Origin of the sequence: Psychroflexus montanilacus (assembly GCF_020164535.1) — a bacterium.
GTDB lineage: Bacteria > Bacteroidota > Bacteroidia > Flavobacteriales > Flavobacteriaceae > Psychroflexus > Psychroflexus montanilacus.
On sequence record NZ_JAIQZC010000005.1, the window covers coordinates 125,293 to 142,246 of the forward strand.

Consider the following 16,954-nt stretch of genomic DNA (forward strand, 5'->3'; position numbering starts at 1 on the left):
TTTTTCTGAATTTAATATTGTTCACTTTCATCTGGAAACTTTTTAGCCTTTACATCTTCATTGTAATTTTGTACCGCTTCAGTCATAACTGCTTCTAGGTCAGCGTAACGTCTCAAAAATTTAGGGCTGAATTCCTTATTCATGCCAAGCATGTCGTGTAGAACAAGCACCTGACCATCTACACCGCCACCAGCACCAATGCCAATCACGGGAATTTGAACACTTTTAGCGACTTCTTCGGCCAATTTGGCTGGTACCTTTTCAAGAACAATGGAGAAACAGCCAATGCGTTCCAACATCAAAGCATCTTCTTTCAGCTTTTGAGCTTCGTATTCTTCTTTAGCCCTCACCGTGTAAGTGCCAAATTTATAGATGGATTGTGGGGTTAATCCCAGATGACCCATCACAGGAACACCTGCTTTCAAAATTCGTTTGATGGATTCCTTAATCTCGCTACCACCTTCAAGTTTTACAGCATGTGCACCACTTTCTTTCATGATACGTATAGATGATCTCAGCGCTTCTTTGGGATCGCTCTGGTAACTTCCGAAGGGTAAATCTACCACTACAAGAGCTCTCTTAACGGCTCTTATAACTCCAGAGGCATGATATATCATTTGGTCTAAAGTAATGGGAAGAGTGGTTTCATGTCCCGCCATAACGTTGGATGCAGAATCTCCTACCAAAATTACATCGATGCCGGCCTGATCTACAATTTGAGCCATGGTAAAATCATATGAAGTCAACATGGATATCTTTTCAGAATTGGCCTTCATTTCAATTAAAGATTTTACAGTAATTCTTTTGTATTGCTTCTTGGCTACAGACATAATTTTAGTTTTATTTGAATGGCTAAATTACTTAATTTTAAACTCACGCTCAAACGTTTTCAAAACCTGTATCCAAAACTGACTTTATGATGAATATAATTCTTTTCGATGATCATTTCCGCTCTCAATTTTTACCATTAACTTACACGAGACCTATCGCAGAACTCCGTTTGGGAATTCTTACACTTAAAGAAAAGTGGGAGCAGATTTCCAAAGCCAAGGTGTCTTTTAAGACTCAAGCTTATTTAGCTGAAAAATATTCAGAACACATTGATACAGAGAATATTTACATCAATGCAAGATATATCGCTACTGAAGCCTTTTTGAAAGAAATTGAAAACTTGGGAAATGACGAGGTTTTGAAGCATGAAGATATAGTTTTAGCCTACAAGCTTAAGAAAGGTGAGACTTTAGACCTTCAGCGTTTAAAAGAAATTCAAGTTCAATCTACATTGAATTGTATCCTTCATACCACAGATTTATTTTCAAAAAATCATAAAGCGATCGAAGATGATTTTCTCATACTAACCAAGGGTAGAACTTCCCAAGCTATACCAGAAACAGTAGCGTGTTTTAACAAAGACCAGATTTTTATTGAAGAAGGCGTAAAACTTTATAATGGAACTTTAAATGCAACCGACGGGCCTATTTATATCGGTAAAGATGCAGAGGTGATGGAAAATTCGGCCATTAGAGGTCCATTTGCACTTTGTGAACATTCTACGGTGAAAATGGGAGCTAAAATTTACACGGGAACTACTATTGGACCACATTCCAAAGTAGGAGGTGAGGTCAGTAATTCCATGATTATCGGTTATTCCAATAAAGGTCACGATGGGTTTTTGGGCAACTCAGTGATAGGGGAATGGTGCAATCTCGGAGCTGACACCAACACCTCCAATCTTAAAAATAATTACGCTAATGTCAAACTTTGGGATTATGAAACGTCCAGATTTAAAGACACAGGGCTCCAGTTTTGTGGCTTGATCATGGGAGATCACTCCAAATGTAGCATCAACATGATGTTTAACACTGGAACAGTAGTAGGAGTAAGTGCTAATATTTTTGGAGCTGGATTTCCCAGAAATTTCGTGCCTAGCTTTGTTTGGGGAGGAAGCCAGGGAGTGATTACCTACAAATTGAATAAGGTTTTTGAAGTGGCAGAACTGGTGATGCAGAGACGAGCGCTTCATCTTACTAAAGAAGACCAACAGATTCTTGAATTCATTTTTGAAGAAACTAAAGTTTATAGAAAAGACAAATAATGAGACATCAAACTATTAAACTTTACTAAAGCTTCCTAGCAATAGGAAGCTGCCTCTTACTTTTGCGTTTATGATATCACAGATTAAAAAGAAAGCAAAAGCAATCTCAGAATTGAAATATGTGAAAATTTTGGTGGATACCATCAAAGATTTCACCTCCAATGAATCTATGAGTTTTGCAGCAGGCACTGCGTTTTATACTATTTTTAGTCTGCCAGCTTTTTTGATTATCATATTAAATTTAGGCGCTAGCCTCTACAACAAATCGGAAATAAGAGAAGAGCTTTTTAGTCAAATCACCAATCTGGCTGGAGAGGAATCAAGGCAAACACTGGAAAGTATTTTAGAAAATTTTGCTTTAAATGCAGATAATACTATTTCCGCAACCATCGCGATTGGTATTTTGGTGTTTAGTGCCACTACCGTTTTTGTAAGTCTTCAGAAAGGAATCAACCACATCTGGCATATCAAACCGAAACCAGATAAAGGATGGCTTAAACTCGCCATAAATAGACTTCTGAGCTTTTCAGTAGTTTTAGTTATAGGCTTTATTTTGATAGTATCTTTGGTCTTGGACGCTGTAGTTTCTTATTCTTTTGGTAAAATTGATAACATGCTTCCAGATATCAATTTAGAGCTTATATCCATAGTAGAAATCGTATTGTCTCAACTTATCCTCGTCGTTATTTTTGCATTGATGTACAAAATACTTCCAGATGCCAGAGTAAAATGGAAAGACACATGGGCCGGAGCCATTGTAACCGCAGTATTATTTGTAGTTGGGAAGTTTTTGATCGGGTTTTATATGAGTACAAACGATTTAAGTTCTACTTACGGGGCAGCTGGATCGCTTGTCATACTGCTGGTTTGGATTTATTATTCTGTGGTAATATTCCTGTTTGGAGCTCAGGTCACTTACTACATTGCAAAAAATATTGGAGGAGGAGTTGTTCCTAAAGCACAAGCGGTTAGAATTGAAGAAAGAGAAGTAGAAGAGTAGGATTTATTTTTTTAACTAAGGTTTTGATTATCAAAAAATAACTGTATTTTTGCAATCCTTTTGAATGCAATACAAGAAACGTTTAAAAGGTTGATTTTAAATAATTTAATCTCTTCTGTAAGTTTTGCTTGAGTTTCTTGGACGAACAGAATACAAATTTTATATCAGCATATGGCTGAAGACAAAACAACAAAAGAGCAACAATCTGTTGCAAGTTCAGAAGAATCAACTCCTAAAGTTGCCCCTTCAGAACAACAAGAAAATCCAAAACAATTTCTAGAAGATTTCAACTGGCACAAGTACGAAGAAGGTATTGATGAAGTTGATGATGCCCAGTTAGAGCAATTCGAGAAATTAGTTGAGGAAAATTTCGTTGACACACTTCATAACGAAGTTGTAGACGGAACAGTAGTTCACCTTACCGATCAAGATGCTATTATCGACATCAATGCGAAAAGCGAAGGTGTTATTTCATTGAACGAATTTCGTTACAATCCAGACCTGAAGGTTGGAGACAAAGTAGACGTTCTTATCGACGTAAAAGAAGATGCAGAAGGTCAACTTATTCTTTCACATAGAAAAGCGAGAGTTATCCGTGCCTGGGAGCGTGTTAATAAAGCTCAGGAAGATGGAACAATCGTAAATGGTCTTGTGAAATGCAGAACTAAAGGTGGAATGATTGTAGATGTGTTTGGCATCGAAGCTTTCTTGCCAGGTTCTCAAATTGACGTGAAGCCTATTCGTGATTATGATGCTTACGTAGGAAAAAACATGGAATTCAAAGTTGTGAAAATCAACCATGAATTCAAAAACGTTGTTGTTTCTCACAAAGCGCTTATCGAAGCGGATATCGAAGAACAGAAAAAAGAAATTATTGGTCAGCTAGAAAAAGGACAAGTTTTAGAAGGTGTTGTGAAAAACATCACTTCTTACGGAGTCTTTGTTGATCTTGGTGGTGTAGATGGATTGGTTCATATTACAGACCTTTCTTGGTCAAGAATCAATCATCCAAATGAAGTAGTTGAGCTAGATCAAAAACTGAATGTGGTTATCCTTGATTTTGATGAGGATAAAACAAGAATTCAACTTGGTTTAAAACAATTGCATAAACATCCTTGGGATGCTTTAGATGAAGGCCTAAAAGTTGGTGATGTTGTTAACGGTACAGTTACAGTAATCGCTGATTATGGTGCATTCATTGAAGTAGAAGAAGGTGTTGAAGGATTGATTCACGTTTCTGAAATGTCTTGGAGTACTCACTTGAGATCTGCACAGGATTTTGTAAATGTTGGAGATAAAGTAGAGGCAAAAATTCTTACTCTGGATAGAGATGATAGAAAAATGTCTCTTGGTATCAAGCAATTGACCCCAGATCCTTGGACTGACATTACGAGCAAATATCCTGTAGGTTCTAAACATGTTGGTGAAGTGAGAAACTTTACAAACTTTGGAGTTTTTGTAGAACTTGAAGAAGGAATTGATGGTTTAATTTATATTTCTGATTTGTCTTGGACTAAGAAGATAAAACATCCTTCAGAATTCTGTAAAGTTGGAGACAAGCTTGATGTGGTTGTTTTAGAACTTGATGTAGAAGGCCGTAAATTAAGCCTTGGACACAAGCAAACTGAAACTAACCCATGGGATAAATATTCTGATGAATTTGCAGTAGGAACCAAGCATACAGCTTCTGTTACAGAGATTGTAGACAAAGGGGCTACCGTAGAATTCAACGAAGATGTCACTGCATTTGTTCCACAACGTCACCTTGAAAAAGAAGACGGTACAAAACTTGCAAAAGGCGAAGCAGCTGAATTTATCGTGATCGAATTCAATAAAGAATTCAAGCGTGTAGTAGCTTCCCATACCTCTGTCTTTAGAGAAGAAGAAGCTCAGATTGTGAAAAAGGCTGCTAAGAAGTCTCAGGAAGAATCTAAGAAAACTACCTTTGGAGATGCTAATGCAGAATTGCAGGCACTTAAAGATAAGATGGAAAACAAATAATTTTAATCATTATTTGTAATTACTAAACCCTGCTTTTTTAAAGCAGGGTTTTTTATGAACTAATGTTTAGGTTAAATTTTTTTTAATTCAAAGACAGCCCCTACGATTTGTTTTACCTTAGAAAGAAAACAATTATGAGCGAATTAAATACATCATCTTTAGAAAAGTCAAAAGCTATAAAACTGGCTTACAACGATTATGGGGACGGACAACCTATCATTTTAATACATGGCTGGCCACTAAACCGCCTGATGTGGGAATATCAGGTCGATGCTCTTGTAAGCGCAGGTTATCGGGTAATTTCATATGACAGGAGAGGTTTTGGAGAGAGCTCAAAACCTTGGAGCGGATATGACTACGATACCTTAGCTAAAGACCTAAAAGACCTTATCGAAACGCTGAAACTTGAAGATGTTATCTTGGTTGGTTTTTCTATGGGTGGAGGAGAAGTAGCTCGATTTATTGGAAACTACGGGACTTCATCTGTAGATAAAGCCGTATTAATTTCGGCTGTAACTCCATTTATGTTAACAACTGAAGATAATGAAGCGGTGGATGTTTCAGTTTTTAAAGGGATGAAAGACGGTATTTCGAAAGACCGCCCACAGTTTTTTAAAGACTTTGGAAAAAACTTTTATAATTACGATGAATTCAAAGGAGATAAAATATCTAATGCATTTCTTGATTTTACCTGGAATCTTGCGATGCAAGGCTCTAAAAAAGCAACTTTGGATTGTGTTGACAGTTTTGGTAAGACTGATTTCAGAGAAGATTGCAAGAAATTTGACATTCCTACTCTAATAGTGCATGGAGATGCAGATCAAATTGTACCTATAGATGCATCCGCTAAAAAAGCGGTTGAGTTAATTCCAAATGCTGAGCTGGAAATCATTAAAAACGCCCCACATGGATTGATGGTGACTCATAGTGAAGAACTAAATACTTCACTTCTCGATTTTATTAAGAAGTAGTAATCTACTTTTTAGTTTTGAAAGAATGCATAAAAAAAAGCTGCTCATGAGCAGCTTTTTTTATGCTTAACGTTCAGACTTCGGTTTTAAGAGTTCTGGAAATTGAACTTTAAATCTAGTGAATCTAGGAACAGAAACATTTTTGATGTAAGGATTGTTTGGATTATTGACTTTGTAATCCTGATGGTATTCTTCCGCCATCCAGAATTTATCAAAAGCAGTTACTTCAGCCGCAATTGGCTTATCGTATTCTTTTGATAGCTCCTTAATTTTACGATCAATTATTTTTCTCTCTTCTTCATTTTGATAAAAAATAATGGAACGGTACTGAGAACCGATATCAGGCCCCTGTCCATTTTGTTGGGTCACATTCTGTGAGCCAAAATAGACATCCACCAATGTCTTAAATGAAACGACCTCTGGATCATAAATGACCTCTACAGCTTCTGCATGACCAGTTTTACCTGTATTACTGGACTCATAGGTTGGATTCTTTGTATGTCCACCAGAATAGCCGGAAAAGACTTCCTCTACTCCTTTTACGCTTTCATAAATAGTTTCAACACACCAAAAGCAACCGCTGGCAAAATAGGCTCTTTCGTAGGTTTTATCATCAAAGCTTTCAGAGGCTTTTTGACTTGGCGATTTAGAATTTTGAGCATTTCCACAGCTTGCAAATAACAGGGAAATTAATATTAAACTTAAATAAGATTTCATAGTATTTTTAGTTCAAAAGTAGGGGTTAATGAGAGTGACTATTTTAAAGGTCACGTTAAATTTTATGTATAAAAAAAGCTCAAGGAATCAACCCTGAGCTTTTCAAAATATGTATCGCTTAAGGTTTACGCTAGTTTGGTAAACATCTTTTCCATTTTTTCTTCTTCTTCTCTGGCCAGTTCTTGATCTACAAGAATCCTACCACTGTGCTCATCGATGATCACTTTACGTCTTGCAGCAATTTCTACTTGAACTTGTGGTGGAATAGTAAAGAACGAACCTCCAGAAGCACCTCTTTCAATCGTTACTACAGCCATTCCGTTTTTCACGTTATTGCGAATTCTCGTGTAGGCTTTTACTAATCGCTCTTCGATGTCTTTCTTGAATTTTTCAGACTTTTCAGTCAAAGCAGTTTCTTCTTTTTCAGTTTCTTTTAAAATATTGTCAAGCTCAGATTTTTTATGATCCAGGTGATTTTGTCTTTCTGCTAATTTTTCTTTCGTCTCTTCAATCACAGCTGTTTTATGCTCTATCTGAGCACTAAACTCACGGATGTGTTTTTGAGCTAACTCAATTTCCAATTCCTGAAACTCTATCTCTTTGGTCAAAGCATCAAACTCTCTGTTATTTCTAACATTGTCTTGTTGCCCTTTGTATTTCTTGATCATAGCTTCAGCCTCCACTATGAACTGCTTTTTGTCCTTGATCTTCTCTTCAGTAACCGTAAGATCAGACTCTAGCTTTTCTATTCTTTTGGTAAGTCCTGCAACTTCATCTTCCAAATCTTCAACTTCAAGAGGTAGTTCACCTCGCATATTTCTTATTTCGTCAATACGTGAGTCTATTAGTTGTAAATCGTATAGAGCTCTTAACTTTTGCTCTACGGTAACCTCTTTTTTCTTTGCCATAATCAATAGTATTGAATTGGATTGGTATTAATATTAGATAAAACGAGTGCAAAATTAGGGAATTTTTTCGTAAGATAAGCATGTATTAAATCTTTTGTATACTGCTCACTCTCATAATGACCGATGTCAGCCAAAATGATCTGGTTTTCAGCTTTGTAGAAGTCGTGGTATTTCAAGTCGGCAGTGATATATAAGTCAGCTTTTGCAGCTTTGGCCTTATCAATGGCAAATGCGCCGCTTCCTCCAAGCACTGCAATACGATGGATTGGACGATCATTAAGTTCAGAATGCCGTATGACTTTCGTTTTGAAAACCTCTTTGATGTATGATAAAACTTCTGTGATTCCTAGCGGAACTTCCAGCTCTCCAACCATCCCGATTCCTCTGTGCTGATCGTTGTTTTCCAATGTTTCTACCTCGTAAGCTACTTCTTCATAAGGATGACTTTCAAAAAGAGCTTTTAGAATTTTTGATTGTAGGTGTGCTGAAAACGTTAAGTTGATTTGAATTTCCTTTTCAAACTGGGTTTTACCTGGCTCGCCTAGCCTTGGGTTTGAGTTTTCATTTCCGTTGAAAGTGCCTATGCCTTCAATGTTGAAACTGCACAAGTCGTAATTCCCAATACTGCCACCGCCAGCTTCAAACAAAGCATTTCTTACCTCTTCAACGTTGGCTTTGGGGACGTAAGTCGTCAATTTTTTGATGGTTTTTGGCTTAGGAATTAAAACGGAAGTATTCATCAATCCCAATTTTTCACAAATCATAGCGTTGACGCCGTTGGAAACGTTATCCAAAGCGGTATGTATGGCATAAATGGCGATATCGTGTTTTATGGCTTTGTGTACTACTCGCTCTACGTATGTTTTATTGTTTAACTTTTTAAGACCAGAAAATACGATAGGATGGAAGCTAATGATCAAGTTACATCTGTTTTCAATAGCTTCATCCACAACAGATTCCAGAGCGTCCAGAGTAATCAAGGCGCCAGTGACCTCCATGCTTTTTTCGCCAATCAATAAACCGGTGTTGTCAAAATCTTCAGCATAATAAGATGGTGAAAGTTCTTCGATGGCTTTAATAAAATCGTTTACAATCATTTGGAAATTTGTTTAAAACTCTAAATTTAAAAATTATAATTTCGCAGTCATGAAATACTTGAGATATTTCCTCTTCCCATTTTCTGTCGTATACGGCTGTATTATGTCTGTGCGCAATTTTTTCTACAACGTTAATATCTTTGAGTCCAAGTCTTACGCTGTTCCCATCATTTGTGTTGGCAACTTGAACACTGGCGGTACCGGCAAATCGCCTATGATAGAGCTCTTGATCCGTACCTTAAAAGATAATTACCAATTGGCAACGCTGAGCCGTGGTTATAAACGAACCACGAGCGGATTTTTGGAAGTAGAAACTCATCATACTACTGCAGAAGTAGGGGATGAGCCTCTTCAGTTCAAAACTAATTTTCCCGAAATTAACGTAGCTGTAGATGCCAATCGCCGACGCGGCATTTCAAAGCTACTTAAAACCTACCCGAAACTAGACCTCATTTTACTGGACGATGCCTTTCAGCATAGAAAGGTGAAACCAGACTTTACTCTTCTATTAACGACCTACGGCGACTTGTATACCAAAGATTTTGTCTTGCCCACAGGAAACCTAAGAGAATTCCAATCTGGCGCCAAACGGGCTCAACTTATTATAGTAACCAAATGTCCGGCATCACTCTCAATAGAAGAGAAAAAAATAATATTCAGGCAACTTAAACCAAAACCTCACCAAAGACTCTTGTTCTCTACCATTCTTTATTCTGAATTTGTTACAAGTAAGACTAGTAAGGAAAAGTTGGCTAGCTTCAATGATTTCACTTTGGTCACAGGCATCGCTAATCCAAAACCACTGGTGATTCATCTGAAGTCTTTGAATAAAAATTTTGATCACATTCGGTTTCCAGATCATCATGAGTTTTCCGAAAGTGAGCTTAAGTCCCTTCAAAAGAAATCAAAGATCTTGACCACTCAAAAAGATTATATGCGATTGAAGTCCAAATTGTCAACAGATCAGTTGTACTTCCTGCCTATAGAAACTCAGATTTTGAATCAACCAGAACTACTTGAAAAGTACCTAAAGGATTATTTACCATAGGTCTTTAAAATATTGCTTTAATAATTCATTTATTTGTTTGTGTAATATAATCTTTTAGTTAAATTTGCAACCTGAAATAAAATTAGTAAAGACGTTACGATGAAAAAAGGAATACATCCAGAAAATTATAGATTAGTAGCATTCAAAGATATGTCTAACGATGATGTATTTTTAACTAAGTCTACTGCTCAAACTAAAGAAACTATCGAAGTAGATGGTAACGAATATCCTTTAATTAAGCTTGAGATCTCAAGAAGCTCTCATCCTTTTTACACTGGAAAAACTAAACTTGTAGACAGTGCTGGACGTATTGATAAGTTCAAGAACAAGTACAAGAAATTCAAGAAAGAAGAAAAATAAGTTTTACGCTTTATAATAGTTCAAAGCCTTCCTTCTTGGAAGGCTTTTTTATGTCAACTATTTTTAATCATAAAAAAGCCTTGAGAAATAAATCTCAAGGCTTTTAGTATTATGCTATTAATTAAAAATTACCTCTCGTCTACAATAGCATTTAAAGTAGCACTTGGTCTCATTTTCTTAGTCACCAACTCTTCGTCAGGAAAGAAATAACCGTTTATTTCTTGAGAACTACCTTGAGCATTCAGTAATTCTTCATTTATTTTGGTTTCGTTTTCTTCAAGGTATTTAGCTACCTTTTCAAATTCAGATTTTAAGCTGCTATCCTCATTTTGTTCTGCAAGTGCTTTAGCCCAATACAGAGCCAGGTAGAAATGAGTACCTCTATTGTCAATTTCATTCACTTTTCTTGAAGGTGATTTATCATTCTTCAAGTATTGACTATTAGCAGCATTCAATGTTTTAGCAATTACCTTTGCTTTTTCATTGTTGGTTTTATCTGCAATGTCTTCAATAGAAACCGCTAACGCTAGGAATTCACCTAAAGAATCCCATCTCAAGTGGCCTTCTTTGACAAATTGCTGGACGTGTTTTGGAGCAGACCCACCAGCACCAGTTTCATACAAACCACCACCAGCTAGAAGTGGAACGATGGACAGCATCTTGGCACTAGTTCCCAGTTCCAAAATAGGGAACAAGTCAGTTAAGTAATCTCTCAAAACATTACCTGTTACCGAAATGGTGTCTTTTCCAGCTTTCACTCTTTCCAGCGAGTACTGCATAGCCTCTTTAGGGCTCATGATTTGAACATCAATCCCGTTTAAGTCATGATCCTTGAGGTATAAATTTACTTTTTTGATAAGGTTCGTATCGTGAGCTCTGTTCTCATCAAGCCAAAATATAGCCGGATTCCCGGTATTTTTTGCTCTTCTTACAGCAAGTCCTACCCAATCTTTAATAGGTAAATCTTTGGTTTGACACATTCTCCAGATGTCTCCTTCTTCAACTTCGTGAGATATCAAGGCATGACCTTCCTGGTCTAGAACATCAACACGTCCATTTTTAGGAATGATAAACGTTTTATCATGAGAACCATATTCTTCGGCCTTCTTGGCCATCAAACCTACATTGGAAACATTTCCCATGGTTTTAACGTCAAAGGCACCGTGTTTTTGGCAGAAATCAATGACTTGTTGGTAAATTCCAGCATAACTTCTGTCTGGAATCACTGCTTTCATGTCTTGAGTTTCATCGTTTTTGTTCCACATTTGCCCACCAGACTTCATGGCAGCTGGCATGGATGCATCAATAATAACATCACTAGGAACGTGCAAATTGGTAATTCCTTTGGAAGAATCTACCATGGCAAGATCTGCTTTCTGCTCGTAAACAGCCTCCAGGTCTTTCAGGATAGCATCAGACTTTTCTTTTGGTAATTTTGATATTTTATTATAAACATCTCCAAGTCCATTGGTAGGATCTACACCAATTTCTTTAAATTCCGCTTTATATTTATTGAATACTTCTTCAAAAAAGACAGTAACTGCATGACCAAAGATAACAGGGTCTGACACCTTCATCATGGTAGCCTTCAAATGAATGGAAAACAACACGCCTTTGTCTTTAGCGTCTTTAATTTCTTCAGCAAGAAATTTTCTCAATGCTTTTGTATTCATTACAGAAGCATCAATGACTTCGTTTTTTTCTAAAGGAGTTGATTCTTTAAGGACTGTTCTGTTTCCATTTTCGTCGGAATGTACAATTTTAACATTGTCCTCTTTTCCTAAAACAATCGATTTTTCACTACCATAAAAATCACCTTCAGACATGGCTGATACATGAGATTTAGAATCTTTACTCCATTCTGCAAGTTTGTGTGGGTGAGCTTGTGCGTATTCTTTCACAGGCTGGGCGACACGACGGTCTGAGTTTCCTTCTCTTAGTACTGGGTTCACAGCACTACCAAGAACTTTGGCATATCTGTTTTTAATTTTTTCTTCCCCTTCGTTTTTAGGACTCTCAGGATAAGCAGGAACTTTATATCCTTTGTCTTGAAGTTCTTTAATAGCTGCTGTCAGTTGTGGTACAGAAGCACTTATATTTGGAAGTTTTATGATATTAGCTTCAGGAGTTTTTGCAAGCTTTCCTAAGTAAGCAAGATTATCGTTTACTTTTTGATCATCTGTAAGATAGTCATTGAAATTAGAAAGAATTCTCGCTGCAAGAGATATGTCTTTTGACTCGATATTAATGCCCGCACTTTCAGTAAAGCGTCTTACAATAGGTAAAAAAGAATAGGTCGCTAAAGCTGGCGCTTCATCTGTTTTGGTATAAATGATTTTAGTACTTTGATCTCCCATGTGTTAGTATTTATTTTTGAATTAATTATATAAAATTGAACCTTTCAAATATAAAGATTAAGCTTATAAAAACCTTGCTGTACAGGTTATAACCCTGTTAAAAACGGAAAAACCTTCTATCAAATTTGATAGAAGGTTCTCTTTTTTTCGAAAATAGAACTTAATTTGTTCTCTTTTCTTTAATTCTTGCTTTCTTACCTGTAAGATTTCTGAAGTAATAAATTCTGGCACGTCTAACGCTACCTCTTTTATTAATTTCAATTTTTTGAATTGCAGGCATATTGATAGGGAATATTTTTTCAACTCCTACCGTACCACTCATTTTACGAATGGTAAATGTCTTTGAAGCGCCAGAACCTTTCACTTGTATCACTACCCCTTTAAAGAACTGTGTACGTGTTTTCTGGCCCTCTTTAATTTCGTAGTAAACTGTGATTGTATCACCAGAAGAAAATTTTGGAAAATCTTTCTTTTCTACAAATTCGTCTTGAACAAACTTTACTAAATCCATTTTATTTTAGTTTTTCTATTACCCAAACCAACATTCACGGATCTCGTCAGAGGTTGATTTAGAGACTGCAAAAGTAAACAAAAATTATAATTATACAAGTAGGATGTTTTATTCTTGCAACAAATCTGGTCTTCGCTCTTTTGTTCTCTCTAATGCTTTGTCATCTCGCCAGTTATCAATTTTTTGCTGATGACCGCTAAGTAATATTTCTGGTACTTCTAAGCCCTTATAGTTGGCAGGTCTTGTATAAATAGGCGGGGAAAGTAAATTGTCCTGAAAGGCATCTGTCAATGCTGAAGTTTCATTGCCTAAAACACCGGGAATTAATCTTATAATAGAGTCACATAATACAGCAGCAGCAAGTTCACCCCCAGAAAGAACATAATCACCAATTGAGATTTCTTTAGTTATGAATAGTTCCCTTACTCTTTGATCCACTCCTTTGTAATGACCACAGAGCATGATCAAATTTCCTTTAAGGGATAATGAATTAGCCATATTTTGATTCAACACATCACCATCTGGAGTAAGGTAAATAACTTCATCGTAGTCTCTTTCGGCTTTCAATTTTGAAATACATTTGTCTATGGGCTCTACCATCATCACCATTCCTGCACCTCCGCCATACTGATAGTCGTCGATTTGCTTATAGCTGGAAGTGGTGTAATCTCGTAAGTTGTGGAAATGAATTTCTACCAGATCTTTTTCTATAGCTCGTTTTAGTATCGAGGCTTCAAAAGGACTCTTCAATAAGTCTGGGACAACTGTAATGATATCTATTCTCATGAAATTTTCTAAACGGTAGTTGTGTTACACCCAAATAGGAGAGATGAAAGTTTATAAATGAATCAGATACTACTGATTTCCTTTATTTAATTTCTGGTTTTTATTCTTTTCATCCTGTAGTTGTCTGCCTAATTTTTGTTGTTTTTCCAGAGCAATACGCTTGTAGTTTTCGTAATCTGCATCAAGATTTTTAAGGTTTTGCTTGGCTTCTTTGGTCAAAAGATTACTTCTGTTAAATTTAAAAATAAAAAATAATAATAAAATAACAAGCACACCTATAATAGACCAAACTAAGGCATTGTATGCAGATTTGGTAAGTGACATTCCAAGAAATTGGATCTCGTCCTTTTCATTTTGAAGATCTGTCAATTCAGTATTCAAACCTGATAATTCTTTTTTCAAAGATTGGACCTGAGCGTCTTGGGATTGAATGCTATCGTTTAATTCAGAAATTTCAGCAGTCAAAAGCTCAAATTCTGTAAACACTTTTTTGATTGCAGCATTGATTTCAACCTTTTCAATCACTTTATACTGTTGGTAATTATTAGATTTGTCAACAACAGTTCTAAGGTCTTCGATAGCTGAAGGCTTATCTGATTGCTCTTCGGCCGAGGTATCTTGTGCAGAACACAAGCCTGAGAAAAACAAAGCAACTATAAGAAAGTGTATAGATTTCATAAAACTAGAATTTACAACAAAAGTATTTAAAATGCATGTAATACTAGTCAAATTGAAAAAATAAAAATCCTTAAGAAATTAAGGATTTTTGTGTTTTAATAATATGTAAACCGTCTTACATTGGAAACATACTTGGCAAGTCGTATCACTTGATGGCTATAGCCAAATTCATTATCGTACCAGATGTAAAGAACGACAGAATTGGTTTGATCATCTGTAATGGTTGCATGACTATCAAATATAGCTGGAGCCGAAACCCCTACAATATCAGATGATACAAGTTCATTGTTTATAGAGTATTTGATTTGCTCTACCAAATCTCCATTGAGCGCTGCTTCTTTTATGATGTTGTTCAGTTCTTCTTTTGACGTTTTAGTCTTTAAATTCAAATTTAAGATGGCCAGCGACCCGTTGGGAACAGGGACACGAATAGCATTAGAGGTTAATTTATCCTCCAATTGAGGAAGCGCTTTAGCAACTGCCTTTCCAGCTCCTGTTTCTGTGATGACCATATTAAGTGCAGCTGCTCGTCCTCTTCGGTATTTGCTATGCATGTTGTCAACCAGATTTTGATCATTGGTATAGGCGTGAATAGTTTCCAGGTGGCCGTGCTCAATCCCGAAATGGTCTTCCATTGCTTTTAATACAGGTGTGATCGCATTTGTCGTACATGAAGCAGCCGAAAAAATAGAATGTTTCTTTATATCGTATTCTTTGTGATTTACCCCGTGAACAATATTAGGAATACCTTTGCCTGGAGCCGTCAGCAATACTTTATCTGCGCCTTTCGATTGAAGGTGTCTCTTTAGTGCTTCTTCGTCTCTGAATGCTCCCGTATTATCAATAATTAAAGCTTTTTTAATGCCATAAACTGTATAATCTATATCCTCAGGTTTATTGGCAGAAATTAATTTTACAGTAGTATCATTGATAATCAAGGCTGAATTTTCAACATCAATTTGAACAGTACCATTAAAATCAGCGTGAATGGAATCGTTCTTCAGAAGTGAAGCTCTTTTTTCCAAAATTTCCTGAGTGATTTCGCCTCTGGTTACTATGGCTCTTAGTCTCAACTGATTTCCTTTTCCTGTTTTGGCCATCAATTCTCTAGCAATAAGCCGGCCAATTCTTCCAAAACCATAAAGCACTACATCCTTTGGTGTAATGGAATTAAAATGTTCTGCGTCTTTGAGTTTGTTGGAAAGGAAGCTCATCACGTTTTGATCTTTATTTCCATTTTGGAGGTATTCAAATGTGAGTTTACCAATGTCCAATTTGGAAGGAGGAAGGTTTAAATTTTTGATACCTTCTGCTACTTCAGTGGAATCGAAAATGGAAATAGGTTTATCCACAAATTTTCCTGCATATTCATGAAGTTTCAAAATCTCACCTACGTTCTTATTGATAAGTGAATTTCTGAATAACACGAGTTCGATAGATTTTTCATACCAAAGGTCGTTAACAATACTGATGAACTTTACGGAAGCACGACGTCTGTCGGCCTGAAAAGAAAGTTCCTTTTCATAAACTTGAGATGGATTCATTACGAAATTGAATTTTTAAAAATTTTTCGGCAAAAGTATAAAACTCAAACGTTTTCGTAAGTCCTTTTTTGGAGAAAATGCTCAAAGATTTTTATTCTTTTTCAGCTGGAAATAATTGTGATCATCGAATCGTAAAATCCTAGTTAATATTTCTATAGTTAAGTATTGTAAATCAGAAAATTCAAAATACTTTTGCAATTTTTAATTTGATTATAAATTACTAATAATGACAGAGTTAATTGCTTTTGGAATTTTATCCTTTACTACCTTTTTTACCATTATTAATCCACTTGGAGTGATGCCTATATTTATGACCATGACTTCAGAACTGGATCAGGCAAGTAGAAAAGCAACAGCCAAAAAAGCCATTATCGCATCTTTTGTAACCATTATTCTTTTTGCTTTTACAGGACAGATTCTATTCAAATTTTTTGGAATTTCTGTGAATAGCTTTAGAGTAGTTGGAGGAATTATTTTCTTCTTGATGGGCATGGATATGTTACAGGCCAGACTTGGAAAAGTGAAGGTGCAGGAAGCTGAGATTAAAACTTATGTTAACGATATTTCTATAACTCCACTTGCCATTCCTATGATTTGTGGTCCAGGTGCCATTACAAACGCTATTGTTATGATGGAAGATGCTCAATCTGTAGAAATGCAAGCCGTTCTCATTGGTGCTATTGTTTTGGTGATGGGAATTACGTTGGCTATTCTTTTAAGCGCTGGAAAAATTATCAAAATCCTGGGTCAAACAGGTAACAATGTGTTGATGCGTTTGATGGGGTTGATCATTATGGTCATCGCCATAGAATTCTTCTTAAGCGGTTTTAAACCCATTTTTCAAGACATAATTGCTGGGAGGTGAAGCCCATCCCTTTCCG

At 36.2% G+C, this 16,954-nt stretch carries 16 protein-coding genes; 7 read left to right on the forward strand and 9 right to left on the reverse strand.

Features of this window, described 5'->3' with window-relative positions:
• Positions 1 to 11: 11 nt before the first annotated feature.
• Positions 12 to 830, reverse strand: coding sequence for a 3-methyl-2-oxobutanoate hydroxymethyltransferase (gene panB / locus LB454_RS13295; protein WP_224465171.1), 819 nt, complete (start codon positions 828 to 830; stop codon positions 12 to 14).
• A gap of 89 nt (positions 831 to 919) precedes the next feature.
• On the opposite strand from panB, the gene LB454_RS13300 reads away from it, so the two are divergent.
• From LB454_RS13300 to LB454_RS13315, 4 genes are all read left to right on the forward strand, one after another.
• The gene (locus LB454_RS13300; protein ID WP_224465295.1) at positions 920 to 2,095 is read left to right on the forward strand and encodes a GlmU family protein; all 1,176 of its coding nucleotides are present in this window, start codon (positions 920 to 922) and stop codon (positions 2,093 to 2,095) included.
• Between the two features lie 70 nt (positions 2,096 to 2,165).
• On the forward strand, positions 2,166 to 3,095 hold the full coding sequence (locus LB454_RS13305) for a YihY/virulence factor BrkB family protein (RefSeq protein WP_224465172.1): 930 nt from the start codon (positions 2,166 to 2,168) through the stop codon (positions 3,093 to 3,095).
• Positions 3,096 to 3,266: 171 nt separating this feature from the next.
• Positions 3,267 to 5,096, forward strand: a complete 1,830-nt coding sequence (rpsA, locus tag LB454_RS13310) for a 30S ribosomal protein S1 (protein ID WP_224465173.1) — start codon at positions 3,267 to 3,269, stop codon at positions 5,094 to 5,096.
• Positions 5,097 to 5,230: 134 nt separating this feature from the next.
• The gene (locus tag LB454_RS13315; RefSeq protein ID WP_224465174.1) at positions 5,231 to 6,067 is read left to right on the forward strand and encodes an alpha/beta fold hydrolase; all 837 of its coding nucleotides are present in this window, start codon (positions 5,231 to 5,233) and stop codon (positions 6,065 to 6,067) included.
• Between the two features lie 66 nt (positions 6,068 to 6,133).
• Here the strand turns inward: LB454_RS13315 and msrA are convergent, their stop codons facing one another.
• The 3 genes from msrA to LB454_RS13330 form a co-directional block, all read right to left on the reverse strand.
• A complete protein-coding gene (msrA, locus tag LB454_RS13320) occupies positions 6,134 to 6,784 on the reverse strand; it encodes a peptide-methionine (S)-S-oxide reductase MsrA (protein WP_224465175.1) in 651 nt (216 codons plus the stop codon).
• Between the two features lie 125 nt (positions 6,785 to 6,909).
• A complete protein-coding gene (locus LB454_RS13325; RefSeq protein ID WP_224465176.1) occupies positions 6,910 to 7,692 on the reverse strand; it encodes a zinc ribbon domain-containing protein in 783 nt (260 codons plus the stop codon).
• Between the two features lie 2 nt (positions 7,693 to 7,694).
• Positions 7,695 to 8,789: a Nif3-like dinuclear metal center hexameric protein gene (locus LB454_RS13330; protein ID WP_224465177.1), complete on the reverse strand. Its 1,095-nt coding sequence runs from the start codon at positions 8,787 to 8,789 to the stop codon at positions 7,695 to 7,697.
• Positions 8,790 to 8,838: 49 nt separating this feature from the next.
• On the opposite strand from LB454_RS13330, the gene lpxK reads away from it, so the two are divergent.
• A complete protein-coding gene (gene lpxK / locus LB454_RS13335) occupies positions 8,839 to 9,837 on the forward strand; it encodes a tetraacyldisaccharide 4'-kinase (RefSeq protein ID WP_224465178.1) in 999 nt (332 codons plus the stop codon).
• 99 nt (positions 9,838 to 9,936) lie between these two features.
• On the forward strand, positions 9,937 to 10,197 hold the full coding sequence (locus LB454_RS13340) for a type B 50S ribosomal protein L31 (protein WP_224465179.1): 261 nt from the start codon (positions 9,937 to 9,939) through the stop codon (positions 10,195 to 10,197).
• A 128-nt stretch (positions 10,198 to 10,325) separates the two neighbouring features.
• Here LB454_RS13340 and LB454_RS13345 read toward each other — a convergent pair whose 3' ends face one another.
• The 5 genes from LB454_RS13345 to LB454_RS13365 all read right to left on the reverse strand — a co-directional run bounded on the left by LB454_RS13345 (position 10,326) and on the right by LB454_RS13365 (position 16,073).
• Positions 10,326 to 12,554, reverse strand: coding sequence for an NADP-dependent isocitrate dehydrogenase (locus LB454_RS13345; RefSeq protein ID WP_224465180.1), 2,229 nt, complete (start codon positions 12,552 to 12,554; stop codon positions 10,326 to 10,328).
• A gap of 160 nt (positions 12,555 to 12,714) precedes the next feature.
• Positions 12,715 to 13,065, reverse strand: a complete 351-nt coding sequence (gene rplS / locus LB454_RS13350; RefSeq protein ID WP_164004839.1) for a 50S ribosomal protein L19 — start codon at positions 13,063 to 13,065, stop codon at positions 12,715 to 12,717.
• A gap of 108 nt (positions 13,066 to 13,173) precedes the next feature.
• Positions 13,174 to 13,851 (reverse strand): tRNA (guanosine(37)-N1)-methyltransferase TrmD, encoded by a 678-nt coding sequence (gene trmD, locus LB454_RS13355; protein ID WP_224465181.1) that lies wholly within the window; start codon positions 13,849 to 13,851, stop codon positions 13,174 to 13,176.
• 69 nt (positions 13,852 to 13,920) lie between these two features.
• A complete protein-coding gene (locus LB454_RS13360; RefSeq protein ID WP_224465182.1) occupies positions 13,921 to 14,529 on the reverse strand; it encodes a hypothetical protein in 609 nt (202 codons plus the stop codon).
• Positions 14,530 to 14,624: 95 nt separating this feature from the next.
• Positions 14,625 to 16,073: a glyceraldehyde-3-phosphate dehydrogenase gene (locus LB454_RS13365; protein WP_224465183.1), complete on the reverse strand. Its 1,449-nt coding sequence runs from the start codon at positions 16,071 to 16,073 to the stop codon at positions 14,625 to 14,627.
• A gap of 226 nt (positions 16,074 to 16,299) precedes the next feature.
• On the opposite strand from LB454_RS13365, the gene LB454_RS13370 reads away from it, so the two are divergent.
• The gene (locus LB454_RS13370; RefSeq protein ID WP_224465184.1) at positions 16,300 to 16,938 is read left to right on the forward strand and encodes a MarC family protein; all 639 of its coding nucleotides are present in this window, start codon (positions 16,300 to 16,302) and stop codon (positions 16,936 to 16,938) included.
• Positions 16,939 to 16,954 lie beyond the last annotated feature (16 nt).